Origin of the sequence: Streptomyces sp. NBC_00354 (assembly GCF_036106915.1) — a bacterium.
Taxonomy (GTDB): Bacteria; Actinomycetota; Actinomycetes; order Streptomycetales; family Streptomycetaceae; genus Streptomyces.
This window is the reverse complement of record NZ_CP107983.1, coordinates 5706825-5731303: the sequence shown is the minus strand read 5'-3', so window position 1 is coordinate 5731303 and position 24479 is coordinate 5706825. Positions and strand designations below refer to the sequence as shown.

At 71.8% G+C, this 24479-nt stretch carries 25 protein-coding genes and 3 tRNA genes; 15 read left to right on the top strand and 13 right to left on the bottom strand.

Features of this window, described 5'->3' with window-relative positions; genetic code table 11:
* Positions 1-74: 74 nt before the first annotated feature.
* Positions 75-497, bottom strand: coding sequence for an organic hydroperoxide resistance protein (locus OHT74_RS26245; RefSeq protein ID WP_266667305.1), 423 nt, complete (start codon positions 495-497; stop codon positions 75-77).
* Between the two features lie 64 nt (positions 498-561).
* Positions 562-1581 carry an NADP-dependent oxidoreductase gene (locus tag OHT74_RS26240; RefSeq protein ID WP_266667303.1) on the bottom strand — a complete coding sequence of 340 codons (1020 nt, stop codon included), beginning with the start codon at positions 1579-1581 and terminating at the stop codon, positions 562-564.
* 99 nt (positions 1582-1680) lie between these two features.
* On the opposite strand from OHT74_RS26240, the gene OHT74_RS26235 reads away from it, so the two are divergent.
* A complete protein-coding gene (locus OHT74_RS26235; protein WP_054222898.1) occupies positions 1681-2103 on the top strand; it encodes a MarR family winged helix-turn-helix transcriptional regulator in 423 nt (140 codons plus the stop codon).
* 43 nt (positions 2104-2146) lie between these two features.
* Here OHT74_RS26235 and OHT74_RS26230 read toward each other — a convergent pair whose 3' ends face one another.
* On the bottom strand, positions 2147-2866 hold the full coding sequence (locus OHT74_RS26230; RefSeq protein WP_443047560.1) for an SCO2400 family protein: 720 nt from the start codon (positions 2864-2866) through the stop codon (positions 2147-2149).
* Positions 2867-2944: 78 nt separating this feature from the next.
* On the opposite strand from OHT74_RS26230, the gene OHT74_RS26225 reads away from it, so the two are divergent.
* Positions 2945-3526 (top strand): hypothetical protein, encoded by a 582-nt coding sequence (locus OHT74_RS26225; protein ID WP_266667298.1) that lies wholly within the window; start codon positions 2945-2947, stop codon positions 3524-3526.
* Between the two features lie 24 nt (positions 3527-3550).
* Here the strand turns inward: OHT74_RS26225 and OHT74_RS26220 are convergent, their stop codons facing one another.
* A complete protein-coding gene (locus OHT74_RS26220) occupies positions 3551-4237 on the bottom strand; it encodes an esterase/lipase family protein (RefSeq protein ID WP_328621568.1) in 687 nt (228 codons plus the stop codon).
* A 220-nt stretch (positions 4238-4457) separates the two neighbouring features.
* On the opposite strand from OHT74_RS26220, the gene OHT74_RS26215 reads away from it, so the two are divergent.
* Positions 4458-5495, top strand: coding sequence for a rod shape-determining protein (locus tag OHT74_RS26215; protein ID WP_266629506.1), 1038 nt, complete (start codon positions 4458-4460; stop codon positions 5493-5495).
* Complete coding sequence (locus tag OHT74_RS26210) at positions 5492-7072, top strand: sensor histidine kinase (protein ID WP_266667294.1); 1581 nt, start codon at positions 5492-5494, stop codon at positions 7070-7072. Before OHT74_RS26215 ends, OHT74_RS26210 begins: the two co-directional genes overlap by 4 nt.
* On the opposite strand, the gene OHT74_RS26205 is transcribed toward OHT74_RS26210, so the two are convergent.
* Complete coding sequence (locus OHT74_RS26205; protein ID WP_266667292.1) at positions 7069-7518, bottom strand: Lrp/AsnC family transcriptional regulator; 450 nt, start codon at positions 7516-7518, stop codon at positions 7069-7071. The genes OHT74_RS26210 and OHT74_RS26205 overlap by 4 nt on opposite strands.
* 71 nt (positions 7519-7589) lie before the next feature.
* Between OHT74_RS26205 and OHT74_RS26200 the strand changes: the two genes are divergently transcribed.
* From OHT74_RS26200 to OHT74_RS26190, 3 genes are read left to right on the top strand one after another with little or no spacing between them, the layout of a single operon-like run.
* Positions 7590-8513: a LysE family transporter gene (locus tag OHT74_RS26200; RefSeq protein WP_328621567.1), complete on the top strand. Its 924-nt coding sequence runs from the start codon at positions 7590-7592 to the stop codon at positions 8511-8513.
* Between the two features lie 52 nt (positions 8514-8565).
* Entirely contained in the window at positions 8566-9909 is a 1344-nt protein-coding gene (locus OHT74_RS26195; protein WP_328621566.1) for a carboxyl transferase domain-containing protein, read from the top strand.
* Between the two features lie 56 nt (positions 9910-9965).
* Positions 9966-10610, top strand: a complete 645-nt coding sequence (locus tag OHT74_RS26190; RefSeq protein WP_328621565.1) for a hypothetical protein — start codon at positions 9966-9968, stop codon at positions 10608-10610.
* A 35-nt stretch (positions 10611-10645) separates the two neighbouring features.
* On the opposite strand, the gene OHT74_RS26185 is transcribed toward OHT74_RS26190, so the two are convergent.
* Positions 10646-11470, bottom strand: coding sequence for an AraC family transcriptional regulator (locus OHT74_RS26185; RefSeq protein ID WP_328621564.1), 825 nt, complete (start codon positions 11468-11470; stop codon positions 10646-10648).
* 48 nt (positions 11471-11518) lie between these two features.
* Here OHT74_RS26185 and OHT74_RS26180 point away from each other — a divergent pair, with 48 nt between their 5' ends.
* A complete protein-coding gene (locus OHT74_RS26180) occupies positions 11519-11890 on the top strand; it encodes a cupin domain-containing protein (RefSeq protein ID WP_328621563.1) in 372 nt (123 codons plus the stop codon).
* A gap of 77 nt (positions 11891-11967) precedes the next feature.
* On the opposite strand, the gene OHT74_RS26175 is transcribed toward OHT74_RS26180, so the two are convergent.
* Entirely contained in the window at positions 11968-13245 is a 1278-nt protein-coding gene (locus OHT74_RS26175; protein ID WP_266667280.1) for an MFS transporter, read from the bottom strand.
* Positions 13246-13554: 309 nt separating this feature from the next.
* On the opposite strand from OHT74_RS26175, the gene OHT74_RS26170 reads away from it, so the two are divergent.
* Positions 13555-14721, top strand: coding sequence for a carboxylate-amine ligase (locus OHT74_RS26170; protein ID WP_266667278.1), 1167 nt, complete (start codon positions 13555-13557; stop codon positions 14719-14721).
* Between the two features lie 69 nt (positions 14722-14790).
* Here OHT74_RS26170 and OHT74_RS26165 read toward each other — a convergent pair whose 3' ends face one another.
* A complete protein-coding gene (locus OHT74_RS26165; protein ID WP_266994314.1) occupies positions 14791-14925 on the bottom strand; it encodes a hypothetical protein in 135 nt (44 codons plus the stop codon).
* Positions 14926-15050: 125 nt separating this feature from the next.
* On the opposite strand from OHT74_RS26165, the gene OHT74_RS26160 reads away from it, so the two are divergent.
* Positions 15051-15260 carry a contact-dependent growth inhibition system immunity protein gene (locus OHT74_RS26160; protein WP_328621562.1) on the top strand — a complete coding sequence of 70 codons (210 nt, stop codon included), beginning with the start codon at positions 15051-15053 and terminating at the stop codon, positions 15258-15260.
* A 92-nt stretch (positions 15261-15352) separates the two neighbouring features.
* Here OHT74_RS26160 and OHT74_RS26155 read toward each other — a convergent pair whose 3' ends face one another.
* Positions 15353-15901, bottom strand: coding sequence for a potassium channel family protein (locus OHT74_RS26155; protein ID WP_328621561.1), 549 nt, complete (start codon positions 15899-15901; stop codon positions 15353-15355).
* A gap of 263 nt (positions 15902-16164) precedes the next feature.
* Here OHT74_RS26155 and OHT74_RS26150 point away from each other — a divergent pair, with 263 nt between their 5' ends.
* On the top strand, positions 16165-16863 hold the full coding sequence (locus OHT74_RS26150) for a hypothetical protein (protein WP_328621560.1): 699 nt from the start codon (positions 16165-16167) through the stop codon (positions 16861-16863).
* A 181-nt stretch (positions 16864-17044) separates the two neighbouring features.
* Here the strand turns inward: OHT74_RS26150 and OHT74_RS26145 are convergent.
* The 3 genes from OHT74_RS26145 to OHT74_RS26135 form a co-directional block, all read right to left on the bottom strand.
* A tRNA-Ile gene (locus OHT74_RS26145) sits at positions 17045-17118 on the bottom strand.
* 184 nt (positions 17119-17302) lie between these two features.
* Positions 17303-17375 (bottom strand) — tRNA-Asn (locus OHT74_RS26140).
* Between the two features lie 5 nt (positions 17376-17380).
* Positions 17381-17453: transfer RNA gene (locus OHT74_RS26135), tRNA-Asn, on the bottom strand.
* Positions 17454-17598: 145 nt separating this feature from the next.
* Between OHT74_RS26135 and OHT74_RS26130 the strand changes: the two genes are divergently transcribed.
* The 4 genes from OHT74_RS26130 (at position 17599) to OHT74_RS26115 (ending at position 23249) form a co-directional block, all read left to right on the top strand.
* The gene (locus tag OHT74_RS26130) at positions 17599-17901 is read left to right on the top strand and encodes a YtxH domain-containing protein (RefSeq protein WP_266667268.1); all 303 of its coding nucleotides are present in this window, start codon (positions 17599-17601) and stop codon (positions 17899-17901) included.
* Positions 17902-17984: 83 nt separating this feature from the next.
* Positions 17985-19439: an FGGY family carbohydrate kinase gene (locus OHT74_RS26125; protein ID WP_328621559.1), complete on the top strand. Its 1455-nt coding sequence runs from the start codon at positions 17985-17987 to the stop codon at positions 19437-19439.
* A gap of 157 nt (positions 19440-19596) precedes the next feature.
* Positions 19597-21330, top strand: coding sequence for an ABC transporter ATP-binding protein (locus OHT74_RS26120; RefSeq protein ID WP_266667264.1), 1734 nt, complete (start codon positions 19597-19599; stop codon positions 21328-21330).
* Positions 21327-23249, top strand: coding sequence for an ABC transporter ATP-binding protein (locus tag OHT74_RS26115; RefSeq protein WP_328621558.1), 1923 nt, complete (start codon positions 21327-21329; stop codon positions 23247-23249). The genes OHT74_RS26120 and OHT74_RS26115 overlap by 4 nt, the downstream gene beginning before the upstream one ends.
* Before the next feature lie 72 nt (positions 23250-23321).
* Here the strand turns inward: OHT74_RS26115 and OHT74_RS26110 are convergent, their stop codons facing one another.
* Positions 23322-24467: an RNA polymerase sigma factor gene (locus OHT74_RS26110; protein ID WP_443047556.1), complete on the bottom strand. Its 1146-nt coding sequence runs from the start codon at positions 24465-24467 to the stop codon at positions 23322-23324.
* Positions 24468-24479 lie beyond the last annotated feature (12 nt).

Below are 24479 nucleotides of genomic sequence, written 5' to 3'. Positions count from 1 at the left end.
GTCTAGGACCGGCCGCACACGGCGAAGGCCGCACCCCGGGATCGGGGTGCGGCCTTCGCGGAGCGCGAGCCGGATCAGACGGCGAGCTCGACCGTGATGTTGCCGCGGGTCGCCTTGGAGTACGGGCAGACCTGGTGGGCCTTCTCGATCAGGTCCTTGGCGGTGGCGGCGTCCACGTTCGGGATCACGGCGGAGATCTTGACGATGATGCCGAAGCCCTCGTCGTTCTTGCCGATGCCGACCTCGGCGGTGACGGTGGCACCGGAGACGTCCGCGTTCTCGTTGCGGGCGACGACGCCGAGGGCGCCCTGGAAGCAGGCGCTGTAGCCGGCGGCGAACAGCTGCTCCGGGTTGGTGCCGGCGCCGCTGCCGCCCATCTCCTTCGGCGGGTTCACGACGACGTCGAGCTGGCCGTCGTTGGTCGCGACGCGGCCGTCACGGCCGTTCTCGGCGGTGGCGACAGCGGTGTAGAGAACGTCGGTCTGCTGGATGGACATGTGAAGAGATCCTCCTGGTAATCGCCGTGACTCGCGCCCACGATCACGACGGTGTGCAGTGAGCCTAACCGGTGAAGGAAACGATCATCTTTCCGGTGTTGTCGCCGCGCAGCATGCCGAGGAAGGCCTCGGTCGCGTTCTCCACGCCCTCGACCACGGTCTCGTCGGCCACGAGCTCGCCGGAGCGCAGCCAGCCCGCGACGTCCTGGACGAACTGCGGCTGGAGCCCGGCGTGGTCGCCGACCAGAACGCCCTGCAGGCGCAGCCGCTTGCCGATGACCAGGGCCAGGTTGCGCGGGCCGGGGGTCGGCTCGGTGGCGTTGTACTGGGCGATCGCCCCGCACAGGGTGGCGCGGCCGTGCACGTTCAGGGAGGAGATGGCGGCCTCCAGGTGGTCACCGCCGACGTTGTCGAAGTAGACGTCGATGCCCTCGGGGGCGGCTGCCTTCAGCTGCTCGCCGACGGGGCCGTTCTTGTAGTTGAACGCGGCGTCGAAGCCGTACTTCTCCGTGAGGAGCGTCACCTTCTCGTCCGAGCCGGCCGAGCCGATCACTCGAGCGGCGCCCTTGATCTTCGCGAACTGACCGACGAGGCTGCCGACCGCACCCGCCGCGCCGGAGACGAAGACGGAGTCGCCCTCCTTGAAGGACGCCACCTCGAAGAGGCCGGCGTAGGCGGTCAGGCCCGGCATGCCGAGCACGCCGAGGTAGGAGGAGAGCGGCGCGAGCGAGGCGTCGACCTTGGTGGCGTGCTTGGCGTCCCCTGTGGCGTACTCGCGCCAGCCGAGGCCGTGCAGCACGTGGTCGCCGACCTCGAAGCCCTCGGCGGCGGAGGCCACGACCTCGCCGACCGCGCCGCCGTCCATCGGCTTGTCGAGCTGGAAGGGCGGGATGTAGGACTTCACGTCGTTCATCCGGCCGCGCATGTACGGGTCCACGGACATGTACAGGTTGCGCACCAGGATCTGGCCGGGGGCCGGGGCCTTGACCTCGACCTCGCGCAGGGCGAAGTCCTCGGCGACGGGCCAGCCCTGCGGACGGCGGACGAGGTGCCACTCGCGGCTGACGGCAGGGATCTCAGACATGTGCGCTCCCGAATCGAGGAATCGACGAATACTTCAGTAGGTGAAACAACCATGCGCCTGGATATTTCATGTTGTCAAGTAAATGGGTACTCTGGATCCATGCCCAGTCGTCGTGCAGATCCCCTGACCCTTGAGGTTGTCGAGCTCATCGGCTCCGTCGTGGCCCGCTACCACGAGGAATACGAGCACGCGGCAGCCAGCCACCAGCTCACCGGCGCCCAGGCCCGGGTGCTGAACCTGCTGTCCCTGGAGCCGATGCCGATGCGGCGGATCGCGCAGCAGCTGAAGTGCGAGCCCTCGAACATCACGGGCATCGTGGACCGGCTGGAGTCGCGCGGCCTGGTCGAGCGCAGGCCGGACCCGGCGGACCGCCGGGTCAAGCTGGCCGCGCCGACGGAGGAGGGCCTGCAGACCGCGGACCGGCTGCGCGAGTCGCTGGACTTCGCGCGCGAACCGCTGGCCGGGCTGTCCACGGCCGAACGGGCGGTCCTGCGGGACCTGCTCAAGCGGATGCTGGGCTAGACGTCCGATCGCTCAGCGGATGCCGGACCAGGCGTCCGGTCGCTCAGCAGAAGAACCAGAGGAAACAGCCCTGGGTCGGCGACGGGCTCGGGCTCGGCGTCGGGGACGGCGGCTGCGCCGTCCGGGAAGCGCTCGGCGAGGGCTTCCCCGACTGACCGGGCTTTACGGACGGCCCGTGCCCGGTGACACCCTTCGTCGGCCCCGTCTTGCCCGACGCGGAGGCCGACGCCGACGGACCCGGCTCCGGCGTCCCCTCGGCAGACGCCCCGGGTCCGGCCGACTGCGTTCCGCCCGCGGTGGCCTTCGCGGACCCCGAGGCCTTCACCGGCTTCAGCGCCGAAGGCGCGCCGGGAGTCCCTTTGCCGCTCGGCAGCGGAGCCGGGTCCTGCGGGCCGTTCCCGTCGGTGAGCACCACCTCGGCGGCCCGGTCGGTCTTCTGCCCCTCGGTGACGACCCGTGCGAGCACGACCGTGCCGCCGACCGCGAGCACCAGGCCCAGCCCGACCGTCAGCATGGTCCGGCGGCGCCGGCGGTGCGTGGAACGGCGCCGCGCACCGGCCCGGCCGCCGTGCGCTCCGGACAGCACGACGATCGAGTCCGCGAACGGGTCGGCGGGCTCTTCCGGCCGTGCGGAGCCGTATGGGGCTGCGGGCACGGGAGGCCCACCGGCGGCGGCGGGCGGCAGGTACTCGACAGGGGTTCCGCACCCGGCGCACGCCAGGGCTCCGTTGAGGTGCCTCCGACAGGCGTGGCAGTAGTCCATGACGTCCGCACGCTACGTGGTTCCACGCAACATCCGTATCGCGGGTTCGTGGAGGTCCTGTGTGGAATCGTTTCCTCCATGACTGCGTCAACGCCCTCGGGACCCTTCGGTCCGGCCGCCTTCCAGCTGGTGCTGCTGCGCCGGATGGCGGACTTCCGGCCGGACCTCGCCGAGGAGGCGCGACGGCGGCTCGGCGCCTCGCTCGCCGAGCAGCGGGAGGCGAACAAGCGCTGGCAGGCGATGGTCCGGTCCCCCCGCGCCCGCGGGGCGCTGGCCCGCTACCGCTCGGTGCTCGGCCCGCCGGAGTCCACGGCCGCCCGCACCATCGGCGACCTGGAGTGCGAGGCCCTGCTGTGGCCGGTGCCGCTCTGGCCGGACCTGCGCTTCGAGGTGCTGGCCGCGCCGGACGGGGCGGTGTGGAACGAGTGGCTGGTACGGGCCCCGGGCGCGCGGGGGCCCGTACTGGAGACGCCCGAGGACCTGCGGCCCTGGTCGGCCACGGTGGACGAGGTGGCGCGGGCCTTCGCCCCGGTGCGCCCGATGGAGGGCACCGCGCCGACCCGGTGGCGGCTCGCGTTCACCGCGCAGGGCCGGCCGTGCGTGGCGGAGTTCACGTACGGCCTGCTCCAGCGCGTCGCGGTCGACGGGGTCGAGGTCTGAGCGGGAGGGTCCGGGCCGCGAGTTCTACGAGGCGAGGAAGGACCGGACGCCCGCCGAGGTGGCGTCGTCCCCCAGCAGGTCGTTGTGCCGGAGGCAGCCGACCGGCGTGTTGGCGGCCCCGGCGAGCGGGACGCTGTTGTCCGGATTGACGACCTCGTCGCAGTTCGACCAGAAGGTCGCGTACTTCACCGCGCCCGGGGTCTCGTCCCCCGCGTTCAGGTTCTTCACGACGTACGAACCGGGCGTCATGTCCCGGCACGCCTGGTCCCACAGGGCGCAGGCCCACGCGGTGGAGGTGCCGTGGCTGGGTCCGGCCAGCGAGACCCAGTGGTCCACGGTCGCGGCGCCGCCGCCGAACTTCAGGTACCAGCGGCCGACGAGCGAGCCTAAGGAGTGCGTCACGATGTCGACCTGCGCGGCGCCGGTCTGCCGGCGGACCTGGTCGACGTACGCGCCGAGCTGCCCGGCCAGCACCTCGTTGACGGACCGGTGCGTGTCGTAACCCCAGGAGAAGAGCTCCGAGTCGGTGTACCCGGCGGCGCGCAGGTCCTCGCGCAGGCCGCCCCAGACGCCCGGGTCGGCGTTGTAGCCGTGGACGAAGACCACCGGGTTGTGCGGCTGCACAGCGGCGGCGGCCTGCGCCGGAAGGGGCGCGAGGAGCGCCAGGCAGAGCGTCACGAGCGCCAACAGTCTCTGGCGGGGCGTCAGCATGGGGTCCCCTTTACCTTGTTACGCACGAGTAGCGCGGACGGTGCGGGCATCGTGGTGCCTGTCGGTACAGAAATCCACCCCCGTGCAGCACCTCTCACCCCGTGCGCCACACCCGGCCGGAGCAGCCCAACGGGCGATATGCACCATTCGCCCGAGAAGATATGAAGTGCAACCGGCAGTCGCCGGTCTTCTTGCGCCAGCGCTCTCGGGAGGATCTGCCGTGACCGTCAGTCTTGAGCAGTTGCGCCGCTGCCACGTCGCCGTCGACCTGGGAGCAGCCAGGACCCGTGTGTACGTCAAGGGCGCCGGCCTGGTCGTCGACGAGCCCAGCGTCGCCGCCGTGAACACCCGCACCGGTGCACTCATCGCGGTCGGGTCCTTCGCCGAACGGATGACGGGCCGCACGCCCGACTACATCCGCGTCGTACGCCCCGTCTCCGGCGGCACCGTCGTCGACATCGAGATGGCCCAGCGGATGCTGCGCCACCTGCTCGGCGAGAAGCTGCGGCGCGCCCTGCGCCGCAAGCCCCGGCTGCGGGCCGCCGCCTGCACCCCGCACGACGCCGACCCGCTCGCCCAGCGCGCCGCGGTGGAGACGATGGTCGGGCTCGGGGCCCGGCGCGTCGAACTCGTCGACACCCTGATCGCGGCGGCCGTCGGCTGCGGCCTGCCCGTGGAGCAGCCGACCGCGACGATGATCATGGTGTGCGGGGCCGCCGCCACCCAGATCGCCGTCCTCTCCCTCGGCTCGATCGTCACCGCCCAGCGGATCCCGGTCGGCGGCGAGGCCATCGACCACGCCGTCGTCCAGCACCTGCGCCACGCGCACGAGCTGATGCTGCCCAGCCAGGCCGTCCGGCCGCTCCAGGTCGCACTGCACGGCAACGGCATCACCGGCGGGGGCCCCACCTCCACGCTCATCCACGGCCGTGACGTGGCCACCGGACTGGCCCGCTCGGTCCACGTCGACACCGCCGCCGTACGGGATGCCATCCACACCCCGCTGACCGCCGTGCTCGACGGCATCGGCAAGGTGCTGCGGGACTGCCCGCCGGACCTGGTCGCCGACCTGACGGACCGGGGGATCATGATGGTGGGAGGCAGCGCCCTGCTGCCGGGCCTGGACCAGATGCTGCGCGACGCCACCGGCATGCCCGTCGCCATCGCGGAACGGCCGGACGTGTGCGCCGTGCTCGGTCTCGGCATGATGCTCGAAGGGAAGATCGCCCCGATGGTCCTCAACCCGCTGGCCGAATGACGAACGCGGTGCCCGAGCCCGCCGGTCCGGACGGTCCCGGGCAACGGGCCCGGCTGCCCGTACTCCTGGAGGCGGTGCTCAGCGTCGGCTCCGAACTGGAGCGGCAGACCACCCTCCAGCACATCGTGGACTCGGCGAGCGAGCTGTGCACGGCCCGGTACGGAGCGCTCGGGGTCGTCGACCCCGAGCGCCTGCGCCTGACCGAGCTGTACACGGCCGGGCTGAGCGAGGCGGAGCGCGCCGCGATCCCCCGCCTGCCCGACGGGCGTTCGGGCCTGATCGGCGCGCTGGTCACCGATCCGCGCCCGCTGATGCTGAAGGACCTGTCGAAGGATCCGCGCTCGGCGGGGTTCCCGCCGGGCCATCCCCCCATGCGCAGCTTCCTGGGCGTCCCGATCCGGGTCCACAAGGAGGTCTTCGGCAACCTCTACCTCACCGAGAAGGTGGGCGGCGGGCCGTTCACCGAGGAGGACCTCGCCCTCGTACGCGTCCTGGCCTCGCAGGCGGGGATAGCGATCGGCAACGCCCGGCTGTACGAGACCGCGCGCCGCCGGGAGCGCTGGATCGAGGGCGCCGCCGCCGTCACCACGACCCTGCTGGCAGGCCGGCCGGCCATGGACGCGCTGATGTGCGTGGCCGAACGGGCCCGGCTGCTCGCCGACGCGGCGGCCGGCGTGGTCCTCCAGCCGACTCCCGAGGGCGGCATGGAGATCGTGGCCGCCTCCACGCACGGGGACCCCGGGGACCTGGTCGGGACGGCGATCGCCCCCGGTTCGCCGGTGCTGGAACAACTCCTCGGCGGGGAGCCGGTCTTCATAGAGGACTCGGCCACCGACCCCCGGATGACCACACACGTCCGCGAGCGCTTCGGCCCGAGCATGATGCTCCCGCTCCAGAGCGGCGGCCAGCTGATCGGCACCCTCGCCCTGCCGCGCGCCCGCGGCGGGCGCCCGTACGACGCCGTGGACCGGCTGCTGGCCTCACAGTTCGCCTCCCAGGCCGCGCTGGCCCTCGTACTGGCGGACGCGCAGCACGACCGGGAGCAGCTGGCGGTCTACGAGGACCGCGACCGGATCGCGCGGGACCTGCACGATCTGGTGGTCCAGCGGCTGTTCGCGACGGAGATGATGCTGGAGAGCACGAAGAAGCGGTCGGCGGCCGCGCCGTCCGGGGACACCGTGGGCGACGAACTCGGCCGGGCGGTGGACGAGCTCGACTCCACCATCCAGGAGGTCCGCACAGCCATCTTCGCCCTCCAGCAGCCGCCGACGGATGCCCCGACGACGTTCCGCGGCCGGGTCCTCCGGGAAACGGGCGGGGCGGCGGTCCTGCTGGGCTTCCAGCCGTCGGTCCACTTCGCGGGCGCGGTGGACGCCCTGCTCCGCGAGCCGGTGGCCGGCGACCTCCTGTCCGCCCTGCGCGGCGCCCTGGCCGCGGCCCACCGCCGCTCGGAGGTCACCTCGATCCAGGTCGAGGTGGACGCCGCCCCGACCCGGGCCCGCCTGAAGGTCACGGACGACGGCCGCACGGAGTCGGGCACGCGGGGGACGACCCTGCGCTGGGAGTCGGCGCTCTAGGGGGCGCCCGGCGGCCGGTGGGCCGCCGCTGCCCGCAAGGCGATCCGGGTGCTGGACTGAGCCACCCCGGCCTCCCGCTTGAGCCGGCGCAGCAGCGCGTCGAGCGCGGCGGGGTCGGCGGCCCGGGCCCGTACGAGGTAGTCGTACTCCCCGGTCACATGCACCACTTCGGTGATCCCGGCAAACGTGGCGACTTTCCGCTCGAACTCGTCGTTGGAGGTGTCCTGCCGCAGGCTCAGATCGATGAAGACCACGAGCCCGCCCCGGGTGTCGGCGGCCGGATCCACGATGACGGTGAACCCGCGGATCACCCCGTCCCGCCGCATCCGGCGCACCCGGTCGGCGGTGGCGTTGGCACTGAGCCCGACGCTGACTCCGAGATCGCGGTACGAGATCCGCGCATCCTGCTGCAGGATGCCGAGGATTTCCCTGTCGAGGCGGTCCATACCGCGATTCTCGCAGTCAGTGCCGATATACGCCGCTGCGCGGACGCCCCCACCCCTCACCCTCCCGTTCCATGAACGAATTCCTCTCCCCCGCCTTGTCGGGCGCGGTCGCGGGCCTGGGCGTGGCGATGCCGATGGGTGCCATGAGCGTGCTGCTGCTCCAGGAGGCGATGCGGAACCGCCGCACGGCGATGGCCGCGGCGGCGGGCATCGCCACGGTCGACCTCGCCTACGCGGCCCTGGCCACGGCGCTGGGCCCCTGGGTGGCCTCCCACGTCACCCCGATCGAGGCCTGGATCCGCCTGGCCTCGGCGGCAGTCCTCCTCGCGATCGCGGCCCACGGCCTCCGCAACTCCGCGGCGTCGACCCCACCGCCACTCGCGGCACCGCACCCGGCCCACACCTCCGCCCCACGGCCGCTCGCGCCCCGAGGCCCGGGCCACGGCCACGGCCACGACCCTTCGGACCCGTCACCCCTTCAGACGCCCGATCCGGGGCGCAGCCCCGAACCCTCAGCCCCGCCGACGCTTGAGGCACGGGGTCCGGGGCGGAGCCCCGGTTTCGGGAAGGGGCGGGGTGGGGAACTGCCGCCCGCAGGGCCCGAACCCACCGACCGGCCTGACCCTCGGCCCGCGCCACACCCCCTGGCCGGAGCCATGGCGGGGACCGGGCTCGAGCCACGGGCCGGAGCCGGAGCCGTCGGGGCGTTCGGGCGGTTTGTTGGGCTTACCGCCGTCAATCCCACCACCGCCCTCTACTTCGCCGCCCTCACCACCGCCCAGGCCTCCACCCTCACCACCCCCACCACCGCCGCCGCCTTCCTCATCGGCGTCGCCGCCGCCTCCCTCCTCTGGCAGCAGACCCTCGTGGCCCTCGGCGCCTTCGCCGGCCGCAAGGTCTCCCCTGCCGCCCGCGCCTGGACCTTCCGCCTCGGCTACGGCCTCGTCGCGGCCTACGCCCTGAAGATCGCCCTCCCCCTCCCCCACCTGACGTGACCGGGCCCAAAGGGGCCTCCCCCGCCCGACAGCCACCCCCTAGGGTGATTCCGTGACGACGACCCGCCTCTCGGCCCGCGCAGCCATCGCCTCCGTGACCGACTCCGGCAGCTTCGCCGAACTCCCCACCCCTCACCGGGAATCGGCCCCCGACGGGCCTCTCACCTGGGCCGGCTACGACGACTCCCGCGCCCGCGCCGCCGCACGCACCGGCGAGGAGGAGTCCGTCGTCACCGGAACCGCCCTCATCGGCGGCCGGCAAGCCGCCGTGATCTCCTTCGAGTTCGGCTTCCTCGGCGGTTCCCTCGGCGAACGCACCGGAGACCGGCTCGAAGCCGCCTACACGTACGCACGCGAACACCGCCTCCCCCTCGTGTCCCTGATCGCCACCGGCGGCTCCCGCATGCAGGAGGGCATGCTCGCACTGACCCAACTCCAGCGTGTGGCCCGCCAGTCCGTCCTGACCCGCGCCGCCGGGCTCCCGCAGATCGCCGTCCTCCGCGATCCCACCACCGGCGGCGGCTGGGCCACGCTCGGCGCCGGGGCGGACGTCGTGCTCGCACTCCCGGGTGCGCAGGTCGGCTTCGCGGGCTCCCGGGTCCGGCCGGCGGACGCGGACCCGGCGGCGTACACCGCCGAGGGCCAGTACGCAGCCGGGCACGTCGACGCCGTCGTCCCCGCCGCCGAGCTGCCCGCGACCCTGGCCGGCTGGCTCCGCGTCCTGGCCGCGCCCCGCTCCGTCGAGCCGGTCGAGCCGCCGGCGGCACTGTCGGACGTACCACCCCCGGCCGGCGGCTGGGACGCCGTCCGGCAGGCCCGCCACCCGGACCGGCCACGCGCCGAGGCGTACCTCGACGCGTACTTCGCGCTCCGCCTCCCCCTCTCCGGGGACCGGGCGGGCGGCACGGACCCCGGGATGCTGTGCGGATTCGGGCTGCGGGAGGGGCGGGCCGTCGCGTACGCCGCCCAGTGCGGCACGGCGACCCGTCCGGCGGGCTACCGTACGGCGGCCCGCGTGATCCGCCTCGCGGACCGCCTCGGCATCCCCGTACTCACCCTGGTGGACACCCCCGGCGCGGCCAACGACGCCGCGGCGGAACACGCCGGCGCCGGAGCGGCCATCGCCGACACCTTCGCGGCGGTCGCGGCTGCCGGGGTCCCGGTGACCACCCTCCTGATCGGCGAGGGGGGCTCGGGCGGCGCCCTTGCGCTGGCCGCGCCGGGGAACACCTGGGTCACCCCGGACAGCTACTTCTCGGTGATCGCCCCCGAGCTGGCGGCGGCCATCCTCAAGCGCCCCCCGTCCGAGGCGCCGTCCACGGCGGACCAGCTCCGCATCCGCCCCCAGGACCTGGTCACCCTCGGCGTCGCACGCGGCGTGGTCGGGCCCGCCTGAGCGAACCGCCGTCGCCGGCCCCCGCGTTGTCAGAGGCATCGGCCAGGATGTCCGTCATGACGGACGGAATAACCTGGCTGGCAGCCCCGCATTCGATCGCCTTCGGCGGATACAGCGTGGTGATGGCGCGCGGACTCACCCCGGAGCAACTCGTCGGGCGGCTCACCGAGACCGTGCTCGGCCCCCAGCACACGGCCGTACCGGTCGGGGACCTCACCGGAGACGGCCTCCTCGAGCTCATGGTCGACAGGCACGGGAGCGAGTGGGACTCCATCGGTCTGCGCTACGGCCGGTGCGGCGACTGGTCTTACACGGTCGCCTACGGGGGCTGGATGGGCGAGTTCGGCGGCGGGCCGCCGCTCTCCCGCGGCGGCGTGGACATCTGCCACCTGGAGTTCGAGGAGGAGAACGGCAAGCCGGTCCCGCCTCAGTTCGCCTACGTCCACGACGAGGTCGTGCTGAGCGCCTTCAACCTGCACCTGGACGGCTCTTGGGGCTACGACGGTGTTGTCGGCGAGCCCGAGGTGGCCTCCCGCGTCCAGGCCGAGCTGACCGCCGCCGGCCTCCCGGACGAGGAAGCGGACCACAGGGACGTCCACCTCACCGCCCTGGGGATCGTGGAGCGCCACTTCGGCCTCTCGCTGCCCCGGGACGCGATCGTGACCGGCACGCTTCCGGCCGTACTCCTGGAGCGGGCGTAGCTCCCTGACCGGCCGCCGCTTCCGCCGGCTCCCGTTCACACCCGCCCGGACCGTGCGAACCGTGCCGGACTGATCCCCACGTACCGCCCGAAGTGCCGCGTCAGATGCGCCTGGTCGTAGAATCCGGCAGCCACGGCCGCCGCGGCCGGACGCATCCCTGCCAGCAGCAGCCGCCGCGCCCGGGCCACCCGCCGCCCGGTCAGGTACGCGTGCGGCGGCAGCCCGTACGCCTTCCGGAAGCTGCGGATCAGGTGCGTGGGATGTACGTGTCCCAGCACCGCCGACGCCTCCTCCAGGGTGATCCCCTCGACCACCCGCGCGTCGAGCAGCTCGCGCAGCCGTACGGCGAGCCCCGCGCCCGGCGCGCCGCCGGGGGCGGCCTCCCGGCCCGCCAGCCGGATCCACAGCCGCTCCCGAACGAAAGCCAGCCGCGATTCCGCCTCGAAGCCCTCCGCCGGCGACTGCTGCGAACCCAGCGCCAGGTGCAGCCCGTGTACGCGCTCCAGCAGCGCGCGGTCGAACAGCAGCGGCGTGCCGACGGCGGCGCCGGTCAGGTGCTCCGGGAGGACGGAGGTGTCGAGGTAGAGCACCCGCTTGCGGAATCCGGCCTCGGTGACGGTTCGTCCGTCGTGCGCGACCCCGGGCGGCAGCAGGACCACCGCGTCCGAGACCCCGACGCCGTGCCGCTCCCGGTCGAGCGCGAAGTCGACGCGGCCGCCGTCCAGGATCATCAGCGCCCAGGTGTCGTGGACATGGGCCGGGTACGCGTGGTCGGTGAAACGGGCGTGGAAGACCTCGGCGATGCCGGCAACCGACGGCTGCCAGGCGGAGACGGTGCTGCGCGGACGGATCGCGGCCATGCCAGGAACGTACAAGACGGCCCCCGCCCCCTCCGGCAGTCTCTCCCCATGACAACGCACCCGATGCACCCCGTGAACATCGCGCGGAAGCTGTCCGCGTTCGACGAGCAGTGGGCCCCGCGCCGCATCGCCCGGATCAACGACTACGAGGTCAAGGCCGCCAAGCTCCAGGGCGAGTTCGTGTGGCACACCCACGAGGACACCGACGAGATGTTCCTCGTCGTCAGCGGGACCCTCACGATCCGCCTCCGCGACGGGGACGTGGTCGTCGGCCCGGGCGAGCTGTACGTCGTACCGCGCGGGGTCGAGCACTGCCCGGCGGCGGACGAAGAGGTCTCGATCCTGCTGTTCGAGCCGACCGGCACGGCCAACACGGGCGATGCGGGCGGCGAGCGCACCCGGGAGCCGGTCGACGCCTGAGCCGTCCCGGGGCCTCACGCGTCATGCGGCACACATCACGGGGCATGCATCGGGCTGCACGCATCAAGCCTCGTGCATCATGCCTGCGGCGACCTCGCGTCGTACCGGGCGAACCCGCGCCAGCGCAGGGCCAGCAGGAGCAGCACCAGCACGCACCCGAGCCCGCCGCCCGTGATCGCCATGGTCGGGGAGGTCCGGTCGGCGACGGTCCCGGCGAGGAAGTCCCCGAGCCGGGGCCCGCCCGCGACGACCACGATGAACACGCCCTGCAGGCGGCCGCGCATCTCGTCCGGCGTCGCGGCCTGCATCATCGTGGACCGGAACACCATGGAGATGGTGTCGGCGCAGCCGGCCAGTGCCAGGAAGAACAGCCCGAGCCACAGGTTCCGGGTGAGTCCGAAGACGGCGATGGCCAGCCCCCAGGCGGCCACGGAGATCAGGATGGCCAGCCCGTGCCGGCGGATCCGGCCCTGCCAGCCGGAGAACAGCCCGCCCAGCAGCGCCCCGACGGCCGGCGCGGCCACCAGCAGGCCGACGGTCTTGGCGTCGCCGCCGTACCAGAGCACGGCGATGGCCGGGAACAGCGCCTTCGGCTGGGCCAGCACCATGGCGGCCATGTCGGAGAAGAAGGTCATCCGGATGTTCGGCCGCGTCCCGAGGAAGCGCAGCCCGTCCAGTACCGAGGCCCGCCCCCGCTTGCCGCCCTCCCGCTCGGGCAGCATCGCGGGCAGCCGCCACATCGCGTAGAGGGCGGCGCAGAACGTGACGGCGTCGACCAGGTAGGCGGCCTGGTAGCCCCACCAGCCGACGATGAGCCCGCCGAGCACCGGGCCGATCATCGTCCCGGAGGTCATCGTCACCGAGTTCAGCGCGTTGGCGGCGGGCAGCTGCTCGGCCGGCAGCAGCCGCGGGATCATCGCGGACCGGGCGGGCCCGTTGAGGGCGCCGCAGACCGCCTGGAGCGCGACGACCGTGTACAGCAGCCAGACCCGGTGGTAGTCGAGGAGCGCTGCGCCGGCCAGCGCGACCGACAGGGCCGTCAGGCCGAGGGAGCTGTACAGGCCGAGCTTGCGCCGGTCCACGGTGTCGGCGATGGCCCCGCCGTAGAGCCCGAAGACGACGAGCGGGACGAGGGAGAAGAGTCCGACGAGCCCGACCGAGAAGCTGGACCGGGTGATGTCGTAGACCTGGAGCGAGATCGCGAGGGCGGTCATCGCCTGGCCCATCCAGGAGATGGTGCCGCCGACCCACAGCCGCCGGTAGTCCGGGGACGTGCGCAGCGGGGTCAGGTCCGCGAAAATCCGCGTCGCGCGTCGGGTGGGGGTGGTGGGCGTGGGGGTGCTCGTACCGGTCACAGCGGATGATAACCGGCGGCCGTTCGGCGGCCCCAGGCATTAATCGGACCTGAACCGGGCCTGAGCCGGGCCGTCCCCCCGGCACGAGCCCGTCCCCGCACCCCGTCCCCGCACCCCGTCCGCACCCGGTCCGCACCCCGGCCGGTTCCCGCACGCGCACCAGTCGCCCCACCCGGATCCGCGGTCTCAGACCGGGCCGGGCCTTGCCGGTAACTCGCCACTGTCACAGGACATTTGACTGAATCGGCGTGCGCTCCTCGCCTCGTGTTCAGCTCATGATGAAAAGACTCGTATGTCCAGGGAGGCGTAGTGATCGAACCTGGCAACAGCACCACGAGCACCGGCAGCGGGGACAACGGCGTCCACGCGACCCCTCTCACGGCCCCGCTGACCGTCGGCGTCGAGGAGGAGTTCCTCCTCGTCGACGCCCGCACCTTCCGGGTGGTCCCGGCCGCCCCGCTCGTCCTGGCCACCGCCGCGGGCCTGCCCCACGAAGTGCACCCCGAGGGCACCCGCTACCAGGTGGAGATCTCCACCCCGGTCGCCGATTCGGCGCCCGTCCTGCGCGAGGAGCTCGCCATCCTGCGGCGCACCCTCGCCCGGGCGGCCCGCGCCCACGGCTGCCGGCTGCTGGCCGCGCCCTCGCCGGTCGTGGCCGTGGAAGGGCCGCTGCACCTGACCGACGACGAGCCGCGCCAGCGCGAGCAGCACCGCCGCTTCGGCGCGCTCACCGACACCCTCGTCAGCTGCGGCCGCCACATCCACATCGGCACCCTCGACGTGGACACGGCGGTGGCGGTGTCGAACCGGGTCAGACCATGGCTGCCCACGCTGATCGCGCTGGCCGCCAACTCGCCGTTCTGGGGCGGCCGTGACACCGGTCACGCCAGCTGGCGGGCGATGGCCTGGTCGGGCTGGCCCTCGGCGGGCCTGCCCCCGCACTTCACGTCCACGGCCCACTTCCGGCGCTCGGTGCAGACCCTGCTCGGCTCCGGGGCGGCCCTGGACACGAAGATGGTCTATTGGGACCTCCGCCCGTCCGGGCACTGGCCGACGCTCGAGATCCGGGCGCCCGACATGTCCCCGGACATCGACACGGCGATCCTCCAGGCCGAGCTGGTCCGCGCCCTGGTGGCGACCATCCTGCGGGACATCGCGGAGCAGCGTCCCGAACCTGCGCTGCGGGACGACGTACTGCGTCTCGCGCGCTGGCGGGCGGCCCACGACGGGCTGGAGGGCTTCGGCCTCGACCCGTACACGGGGGCCGAACTCCCGGCGGCGGACCTGGCGGAGGCCCTGCTGGAACTGGTCGCCCCGGAACTGGCGGCGTCGGGCGAGCTCGACCACGCGGCCAAGACCCTGGCAGGCCTCTTGCGCGACGGCTCGGGCGCCCACCGCCAACGCGCGGCATTCGCCCGCCGCCAGGACCTGAACGACGTACTGCGCCACTTGGCGGACGAAACGGAGAACTTCTAGCCCCGGCAGACGCCCCGGCAGACGCACCCGGCTCCGGCCCGTTGCGGACCCCGGGGCCTCTGCCCGGTCTCACCACAGGACGTGGAGCCGTTCGGGAACCCTTTTGATGTTGCCCGTCCGCCAGACCAGCTGGTCGACGGGCAGCGCCAGCCGCAGCCCGGGCAGGCGTTCCAGGAGCGCGCCGAGGGCCTCTGCCGCGTGCACGCGGGAGATGGCCGAGGCCGGGCAGTAGTGGCGGCCGGCGCCGAAGGACAGATGGGCGTTGGGTGCGCGGTCGATGTCGAACGTGTCGGCGTCCTCGAACCGATCCGGGTCACCAACCAGCCAACATGGATGACTACGCTTCGGACACTTCTGAGATTGACCTCCGGCAGGTGGCGGACGAGATTCACGAATTCCTGACCCTCAACGAATCGGATCAACTGCTCAAGAAGTCGGCGGCGACGCTTGGGCTCAGCATTCTCCCGCCACAGGGCGTGCGGCTGCGTCAATGGCTTACGGATGTGCGGCAGGATCTTCTCCACGAATCCCAGCGATGAGCCGCGAGTGGACACGGCTTACCCGCAGACCCGGTGCGCGAGGGATTCACGCACCGAGCCTGCTCCGGGGGTGCCGTGTTCTCGCCTCTCGGTCACCGGGGCGGCGGCGTGCTGTCGCTCTCGTCGAGGCCGTGGCGCTGCCGGCCTCGCTGGACCGCGTTGGCCAGGAGCCGGGCCGCGACACCGAGCAGCAGCAGATTCAGCGTGATCTGTCCCGTCGTCAGCAGCCGGGCGGTTTCGCTGCGCGCGGTGATGTCCCCGAACCCGACCGTGCTGAACACGGTCATCGCGAAGTACAGCGCGTCGGTGCGCGACAGGGGTTCGCTGAAGCTGCCGGGCTCGCTGTGCTCCAGCAGGAAGCAGGCCGTGGCGTACAGCAGGACGAACAGCGGCACGGTGATCGCCATGGCCTCCATGGCTTTCAGCCCGGGCCGCGGGGACAGCGTGATCCTGTGGATCTGCAGGGCCAGGAGCACTGCCACAGCCGCGATACCGATGACGAGAGCGAGGACGGTGGTGGCCGTGAAGGCCGAGTCCATGGGCATCAGGTAGTAGGCGGTGACGAGGAGTGTTGCCGTCACCAGCGAGCGCACCGAGGCCAGCAGTGCCTGCCGTCGGCGACCACGCGAGTTCCCGTTCACGACTCCACCCCGACCTCGGCACATGCCCTGACTTCAATCTCTCCGCTGCTACGGGTGCTGCGCGGCAGGCGCACCAGGAGGTCACCGGCATGGCCGCGCGCCTGTCCGCAGCCCATCGGCGCGGCAAGTGTTCGGGTGGGGCCACAAGGGTGGCCGCGAGAGGAACCGGAAGGGGCGCACGGTGTCGCGAACCGGGTCCGGGGCGATCCGGGTCCGATCATAAGAACGGCCCGTACGGCCCCGTAGTCACCGAGGAGTGGGTGATGACCGCTTCCGGCTCCAGCCACCGGAAACCATCGACCGGCGGGTGGGACGTCCGCCTGTACCGGCGGTGGATCGGCTACAACACGCTCGCCTTCATCACCGTCCTGACCGTCGGGTTCCTGCTGGTCCTGCTGGGCAACGACGTCCTCCACATGAACCTGGCCAGCCACAACGTGATCCTCGCGCTCGTGATCGCGACCCTGGGCGCCGCGCTGTTCGGCGGGGTCCTGGGAGCACTGCAATGGCTGGTCGTCAGGGAGCGGGTCCCCGTGCCCCGCAAGGTGTGGGTCACCTCCAACGTCGGTCCGGCGCTGCTCGCATGGCTGGTGGTGATCATGCCCGCCGTGATCGGCGCGCAGGACTCCCACCAGACGGTCTCGACGGCGTACCTGCTGGCCGCCAGTCAGAGTCTGGCCCTGGGGCCACTGCTGGGCCTGTCGCAGTCACTGGTCCTCCGCAAGGTCACCACGCGCTGGAAGTGGTGGATCGGAGCGAACCTCGCCTCCTGGCTCATCGTCGACGCCGTCATCTTCCTGCTCTCCCGATGGGCCGCCGATCTCAATGTCCTCACCGGCGACGGATCGCTGATCGAGGTCTACCTGACCCTGATCGCCACCACGCCCCTGACCGGCAGGGCCCTGCTGTGGGTACTGGCCCCCTCGGCCCTCACCACCGCCCGCCCAGCACAGTCACCGTGACCACACCCAAGCCGGAACAAATCCGGGTTCACCGGGCCGCCGACGCCTGTCCCCTGGCTCGTCCCCTGGCTCGTCCCCTGGGGGGCGATGGCGCCCGAGTCGCGGCCACAACCCCTTCGCCACCGACTGACAGCAAACAAAAAAACCCAGGTCAGAACGTTTCTTCTGACCTGGGGTGCAGTGGGGCGGGTGGGACTCGAACCCACGGCCGACGGATTATGAGTCCGCTGCTCTAACCGGCTGAGCTACCGCCCCTTCACGGCGTGGCGCGTACATGTGTGCGCGCCGTCTGCCGCAGCATAGCCGCTCATACGATCTCCTGCCTCGGATGCCTCGCATGATCGGCTTCGCCTGCTGAGGGAGACCGTTCTGAGGGCTGCCCGGTTCCAGGACCAGGGCAAAAAGAAAGAGGACCCGCACGAGGTCCTCTTCTTTCACGCTCCCCCGACTGGACTCGAACCAGTAACCTGCCGGTTAACAGCCGGCTGCTCTGCCAATTGAGCTACAGGGGACTGCGCTCCCCCGACTGGACTCGAACCAGTAACCTGCCGGTTAACAGCCGGCTGCTCTGCCAATTGAGCTACAGGGGATTGCTGCGGTGCGCCGAACAGCCCACCTCCGGCCTTGCCGGGGGGCGAGCGCCCGTTGCGAGTCATAGATTAGCGCAAGCAGGGGGGTGCTCCGCCAATCGGTATCGCCAGCCGGCCGGGCACCACACGACGAAGGGTGGCAGGCATGCGGTACAAGGTCACGTTCGTGGTCGGACTGGCCCTCGGGTACGTGCTCGGAACCCGCGCGGGGCGCGAGCGCTACGAGCAGATGAAGAAGTCCGCGCGGGAGATCGCGCAGAACCCGGCGGTGCGCAATGCCGCCGAGTCCGCCGGCCAGACGGGCCGCGAGTACGCCGGGAAGGCCTTCGCCGCCGTGAGCGACAAGGTCGGCAACGCGGTCCCCGCCTCCCTGGCCGGGCGGGTACGGGGTCTGCGCGACCGGGCCGGCGGCGGCTCCGAGGACGACTGGGGCACCAGCAACACCTGAGCCGGAAGGTTCCCCTGGAGCCGGACGGGATCCGGCGCCTCCGGGCGGCGGATCCCGGCCCGGCGTGCGGCAGAATTCTCCGTATGGGGATAGTCGCCGGGCTGGACAGTTCTTCCGCCTTCACTCGCATCGTCGTCTGTGACACCGACACGGGTGCCGTGCTGCGCCAGGGGTACGCACCCCATCCGCAGCCGGCGGGCGATCCCGAGAGCGTCCACGCCCACGAGACCGACCCGCAGGCCTGGCTGCTCTCCCTCGGCGAGGCCGCCGGCGGCGGGCTCCTCGAAGGGGTCCAGGCCATAGGGGTCTCCGCGCAGCAGCACGGACTGCTGCCCCTGGACCAGCAGGGCGCCCTCGTACGTCCGGCCCTCGTCGGCAACGACAAGCGCGGCCAGGTCGCCGCCGCCGACCTCATCGAGGCGCTCGGCGGCCGGCACGCCTGGGCCGAGGCCGTGGGGTCCGTCCCGCAGTCCGCGCAGCCGGTGGCGAAGCTGGCCTGGCTGGCCCGCGCCGAGCCGGAGGCGGCCCGGCGGGTGGCCGTGCTGATGTCCGCGCACGACTGGCTGGTCTGGCAGCTGCTGGGCCGCCCCGCCCGGCGGACCACCGACCGGGGCGGCGCCTCGGGCACCGGGTACTGGTCGGCGGCCACCGGTTCGTACCGCCCCGACCTGGTCGAGCTGGCGCTCGGGCACATGGCGCTGCTGCCCGAGGTGCTCGGGCCGGCCGAGGCCGCCGGGATGACCCCGGAGGGGCTGCTGATCTCCGCGGGCACCGGGGAGACCATGGCCGCCGCGCTCGGTCTGGGCCTCGGGCCCGGCGACGCGGTCGTCTCGCTGGGCGCCTCCGGCTCGGTGATGGCCGTGCACCACGAGGCGCTGTCGGAGCCGGGCGGGCTGATCACCTCGCTGGCCGACGCCAGCGGCATGCACCTGCCGGTGGTGAACACCTCCAATGCCGTACGGGCCCTGCGCGGCACCGCCGAGCTGCTGGGCACCGATCTCGAGGGGCTGTCCGCGCTCGCGCTCAAGTCGACGCCGGGCGCGCACGGGCTCGTACTCCTCCCGTACCTGGAGGGTGAGCGCACGCCCAACCTGCCGCACACCGCCGGGACCCTGTCCGGGCTGCGCCGGGACTCGATGAAGCCGGAGCACCTGGCCCGGGCCGCGTTCGAGGGCATGCTGTGCGGGCTGGTCGATGCACTGGACGTGCTGCGTTCGCGCGGGGTCGAGATCCGCAGGGTGTTCCTGCTGGGCGCGGCGGCCGAGCTGCCCGCCGTACAGACGGCAGCTCCGGGGCTGTTCGGCACGCAGATCGTCGTTCCGGCGCCGGCCGACTACGCGGCGCTGGGCGCTGCGCGCCAGGCGGCCTGGGCTCTCGGGGTGCAGCAGGGCACGCTGGCCCCGCACAACCCGCCGGTGTGGCCGGGCCCGGCGGCACAGGTCTTCGAGCCGGGCGAGGAGTACCCGGCCTGGCAGGCGGTGCGCCAGCAGTACATCGCGACGCGGGAGCAGATCCACCCCGGGGCATTCCAGGGGTAGAGCCGTCCTCCTCTCGGGCGCTGGTCCTACTGCCGTCGCAGTAGGACCCGCGGCCGGTCTACTCCTTTTGACCGGCCTTTGCGAAAAGCGGTGGGGATCGGAGCCGGGGTGGCCGAAGATGGGGTGAACCCCACGAACTGCCGACCGGAGCCTGCGCGTGCTCATACGACTTCTGCGGACCCATCTGAGTCCGTATCGGAAACCGATCGCCCTCCTGGTCCTGCTGCAACTGCTGCAGACCAGTGCGAGCCTCTACCTCCCCACGCTGAACGCGGACATCATCGACAACGGTGTCGTCAGCGGGGACACCGGCTACATCCTGCGCTTCGGCGCCCTGATGCTCGGCGTCTCCCTCGTCCAGCTCGGGTGCAACATCGGCGCCGTCTACTTCGGCGCCCGTACCGCCGCCTCCGTCGGCCGCGACATCCGCGCGTCCGTCTTCGACCGGGTGCAGAGCTTCTCCGCGCGGGAGCTCGGCCAGTTCGGTGCGCCCTCGCTGATCACCCGTACGACGAACGACGTGCAGCAGATCCAGATGCTCGTGCTGATGACCTTCACGCTGATGGTCTCCGCGCCGATCATGTGCATCGGCGGCATCGCCATGGCCCTCTCGCTCGACGTGAAGCTGTCGGGCGTCCTGCTGGCCGTGGTCCCCGTCCTCGGCCTGTCGGTCGGCGCGATCGTCTTCAGGACGCGGCCGCTGTTCCGGAAGATGCAGGTCCGCCTGGACACCGTGAACCGGGTGCTGCGCGAGCAGATCACCGGCAACCGCGTCATCCGCGCGTTCGTCCGCGACGAGTACGAGAAGGACCGGTTCCGGGATGCCAACGCGGACCTGACCGGGGTCTCCCTCGCAGCCGGCAAGCTGCTCGCGCTGATGTTCCCGACCGTGATCGTGGTCGTGAACATCTCCAGCGTCGCCGTCATCTGGTTCGGCGCGATGCGCATCGACAGCGGCGGCATGGAGATCGGCCAGCTGACGGCCTTCCTCGCCTACCTGATGCAGATCGTCATGTCCGTGATGATGGCCACCTTCATGTTCATGATGGTGCCGCGCGCCGAGGTCTGCGCCGAGCGCGTCCAGGAGGTCCTGGACACCGAGTCCAGTGTGGTCCCGCCCGTCGACCCGGTCCGGGGGCTCCTCGCCCGCGGGCAGCTGGAGCTGCGCGGCGCCGACTTCCGCTACCCGGGCGCCGAGGCCCCGGTGCTGCGCGGGGTGGACCTGGTGGCCCGCCCCGGCGAGACCACGGCGGTGATCGGCTCCACCGGCAGCGGCAAGTCCACGCTGCTGGGCCTGGTTCCCCGGCTGTTCGACGCGACCGGCGGCCACGTGCTCGTCGACGGGGAGGACGTCCGCCGCATCGAGCCGGAGCTACTGGCGAAGACGGTGGGCATGGTCCCGCAGAAGCCGTACCTCTTCTCCGGAACCGTCGCCTCCAACCTGCGGTACGGGCGTCCCGACGCCACCGACGAGGAGCTGTGGCACGCGCTCGAGGTGGCGCAGGCGAGGGACTTCGTGTCCGAACTGGAGGGCGGTCTGGACGCGCCCGTCACCCAGGGCGGAACGAACGTCTCCGGAGGCCAGCGCCAGCGCCTGGCCATCGCCCGCACGCTGGTGCAGAGCCCGGAGATCTATCTCTTCGACGACTCCTTCTCGGCCCTGGACTACGCGACGGACGCGGCGCTGCGCGCGGCGCTCGCCCGCGAGACCGAGGACGCGACGGTGGTCATCGTCGCGCAGCGGGTCTCCACGATCCGCGACGCCGACCGGATCATCGTGCTGGACGAGGGCCAGGTCGTGGGCGAGGGGCGCCACCACGAGCTGATGGCCGACAACGAGACCTACCGGGAGATCGTGCTCTCCCAGCTGACGGAGGCGGAGGCCGCATGAGCGGGCCCGGAGGACGGATGATGATGGGGCCGGCCGAGCGGTCCCTGGATTTCAAGGGCTCGGGCAAACGGCTGCTGCGCCAGATCGCGCACGACCGGGCCAAGCTGTGGGGCATGGTCGTCGCCGTCGTCGGCAGCGTCGGCTGCTCGGTCATCGGCCCGAAGATCCTCGGCGAGGCCACCGACCTGGTGTTCGCGGGCATCGTCGGCCGGCAGATGCCGGCCGGGATCACCAAGCAGCAGGCGCTGGACGGGCTGCGTGCCAAGGGCGAGGGCGGCACGGCGGACATGCTGTCCGGCACCGACTTCACCCCCGGCGAGGGCATCGACTTCGGTGCCGTCGGGGTCGTGGCGATCTGGGCGCTGGTGGTCTTCACCCTCGCCGGTCTGCTGATGCTGGTCGCGACGCGGCTGTCGAACCACATCATGAACGGCACCGTGTACCGGATGCGCGAGGAGCTGCAGGGGAAGCTGTCGCGGCTGCCGCTGTCGTACTTCGACCGGCAGAAGCGCGGTGAGGTGCTCAGCCGGGCCACCAACGACATCGACAACATCGGGCAGACGCTGCAGCAGACGATGGGTCAGCTGCTCAACTCGCTGCTGACGATCGTCGGCGTGCTGGCGATGATGCTCTGGATCTCTCCGCTGCTGGCGCTGGTCGCCCTGCTGACCATTCCGGTCTCGGTCTTCGTCGCGGCGAAGATCGGCAAGAAGTCGCAGCCGCAGTTCGTGGCGCAGTGGAAGTCCACGGGCGCGCTCAACGCGCACATCGAGGAGATGTACTCGGGCCACGCGCTGGTCAAGGTCTTCGGCCGGCAGAAGGAGTCCGCGGCCGTCTTCGCCGAGCAGAACGAGGCGCTGTACCGGGCCTCGTTCAAGGCGCAGCTGGTCAGCGGGATCATGCAGCCGGTGATGTTCTTCATCTCGAACATCAACTACGTGCTGGTGGCGGTCGTCGGCGGTCTGCGGGTGGCCTCGGGCACCCTGTCGATCGGTGACGTGCAGGCCTTCATCCAGTACTCGCGCCAATTCTCGATGCCGCTGACGCAGGTCGCGTCGATGGCGAACCTGGTCCAGTCCGGTGTCGCCTCGGCGGAGCGGGTGTACGAGCTGCTGGACGCGGAGGAGCAGGAGCCGGACGCCGAGGTGCCGGAGCAGCCGGAGCAGCTGCGCGGCCAGGTCACGCTCGACAAGGTGGCCTTCCGGTACGAGCCGGACAAGCCGCTGATCGAGAACCTGTCGCTGAGCGTCGAGCCCGGCCACACGGTCGCGATCGTCGGCCCGACGGGCGCCGGCAAGACCACGCTGGTCAACCTGCTGATGCGGTTCTACGAGGTCACGGGCGGCGAGATCGCCCTCGACGGGGTGGACATCGCGAAGATGACCCGCGAGGAACTGCGCAGCGGCATCGGCATGGTGCTCCAGGACACGTGGCTGTTCGGCGGCACCATCGCGGAGAACATCGCCTACGGTGCGTCGCGCGAGGTCACGCGCGCCGAGATCGAGGAGGCGGCGCGGGCCGCCCACGCGGACCGGTTCATCCGCACCCTGCCGGACGGCTACGACACCGTGCTGGACGACGAGGGCGCGGGCGTCAGCGCGGGCGAGAAGCAGCTGATCACCATCGCCCGGGCGTTCCTGTCGGACCCGGTGATCCTGGTGCTCGACGAGGCGACGAGCTCGGTGGACACCCGTACCGAGGTGCTGATCCAGAAGGCGATGGCCCGACTCGCGCACGGCCGTACGTCCTTCGTGATCGCGCACCGGCTGTCCACGATCCGCGATGCGGACGTGATCCTGGTGATGGAGAACGGCTCGATCGTGGAGCAGGGCACGCACGAGGAGCTGCTGGCGGCGGACGGCGCGTACGCGCGGCTGTACGCGGCGCAGTTCGCGCAGGCGGTGGCCGAGGTCGACTAGCGTCGGCCGTCGTGCCGTTCGCCGGTGGTGCCAGGGGGTGCCCTCTCAACAGGGGGCACCCCTTCTCCGTACTCAGTCCAGGTAGCCGCGGAGCTGGTCGGCGAAGGCGTGGTCGCGCAGCTTGTTGAGCGTCTTGGACTCGATCTGCCGGATCCGCTCGCGCGTCACGCCGAAGATCCGTCCGATCTCCTCCAGGGTGCGGGGCCGGCCGTCGGCCAGGCCGTAGCGCAGCTGCACGACCTTGCGCTCGCGCTCGCCGAGCGTCGACAGCACGGCTTCCAGGTGCTCGCGGAGCAGGAAGAACGCCGCGGACTCCATGGGCGAGGCCGCATCCCCGTCCTCGATCAGATCGCCGAGGGCGACATCGTCCTCCTCGCCGACCGGCGCGTGGAGCGACACCGGCTCCTGGGCAAGGCGCAGCACCTCCAGGACCCGCTCGGGGGTCAGCTCGAGGTGGACGGCGACCTCTTCGGCGGTGGGCTCGTACCCGCGTTCCTGGAGCATGCGGCGCTGTACGCGCACGACGCGGTTGATCAGCTCCACGACATGCACGGGCACGCGGATGGTGCGGGCCTGATCGGCGAGGGCCCGCGACATGGCCTGCCGGATCCACCAGGTGGCGTAGGTGGAGAACTTGTACCCGCGGGCGTAGTCGAACTTCTCAACGGCCCGGATGAGCCCGAGGTTCCCCTCCTGCACGAGGTCGAGCATGGTGAGCCCGCGGCCCACGTAGCGCTTCGCGACGGAGACGACGAGCCGCAGGTTCGACTCGATGAGCCGCCTCTTGGCCATGCGCCCCATGACGACGAGCTTGTCGAGGTCGAGGGCGAGCCGCAGGTCGAGGCCGGGGGTGTTGCCCAGCTTCTCCTCGGCGAAGAGTCCGGCTTCGACGCGGCGCGCGAGCTCGACCTCCTCGGCGGCGGAGAGCAGCGGGATCCTGCCTATCTCGCGCAGGTACTGCCGGAACAGGTCGGCGGAAGGGCTCGCTCCGCCGCTGTCCGCGCGCCGGCGCGGCTCGGGCACCTGCTCGGTCAGCTCCAGCACCTCGGGCTCTTCGGGCTCCTCGTCCACGGCGTCGACCTCGGGCTCTTCACCCGCAGTGGCCTCGGGGTCATGGGCGGGCGGGCTCACGTTGACGGTCAGGATCTGGGTCTGCACGGGGGCGACCTCCAGGGCTCCGAGGACGGGGGCACCGCACCTCAGTGTGGGGTACGACACATCACTGCCACG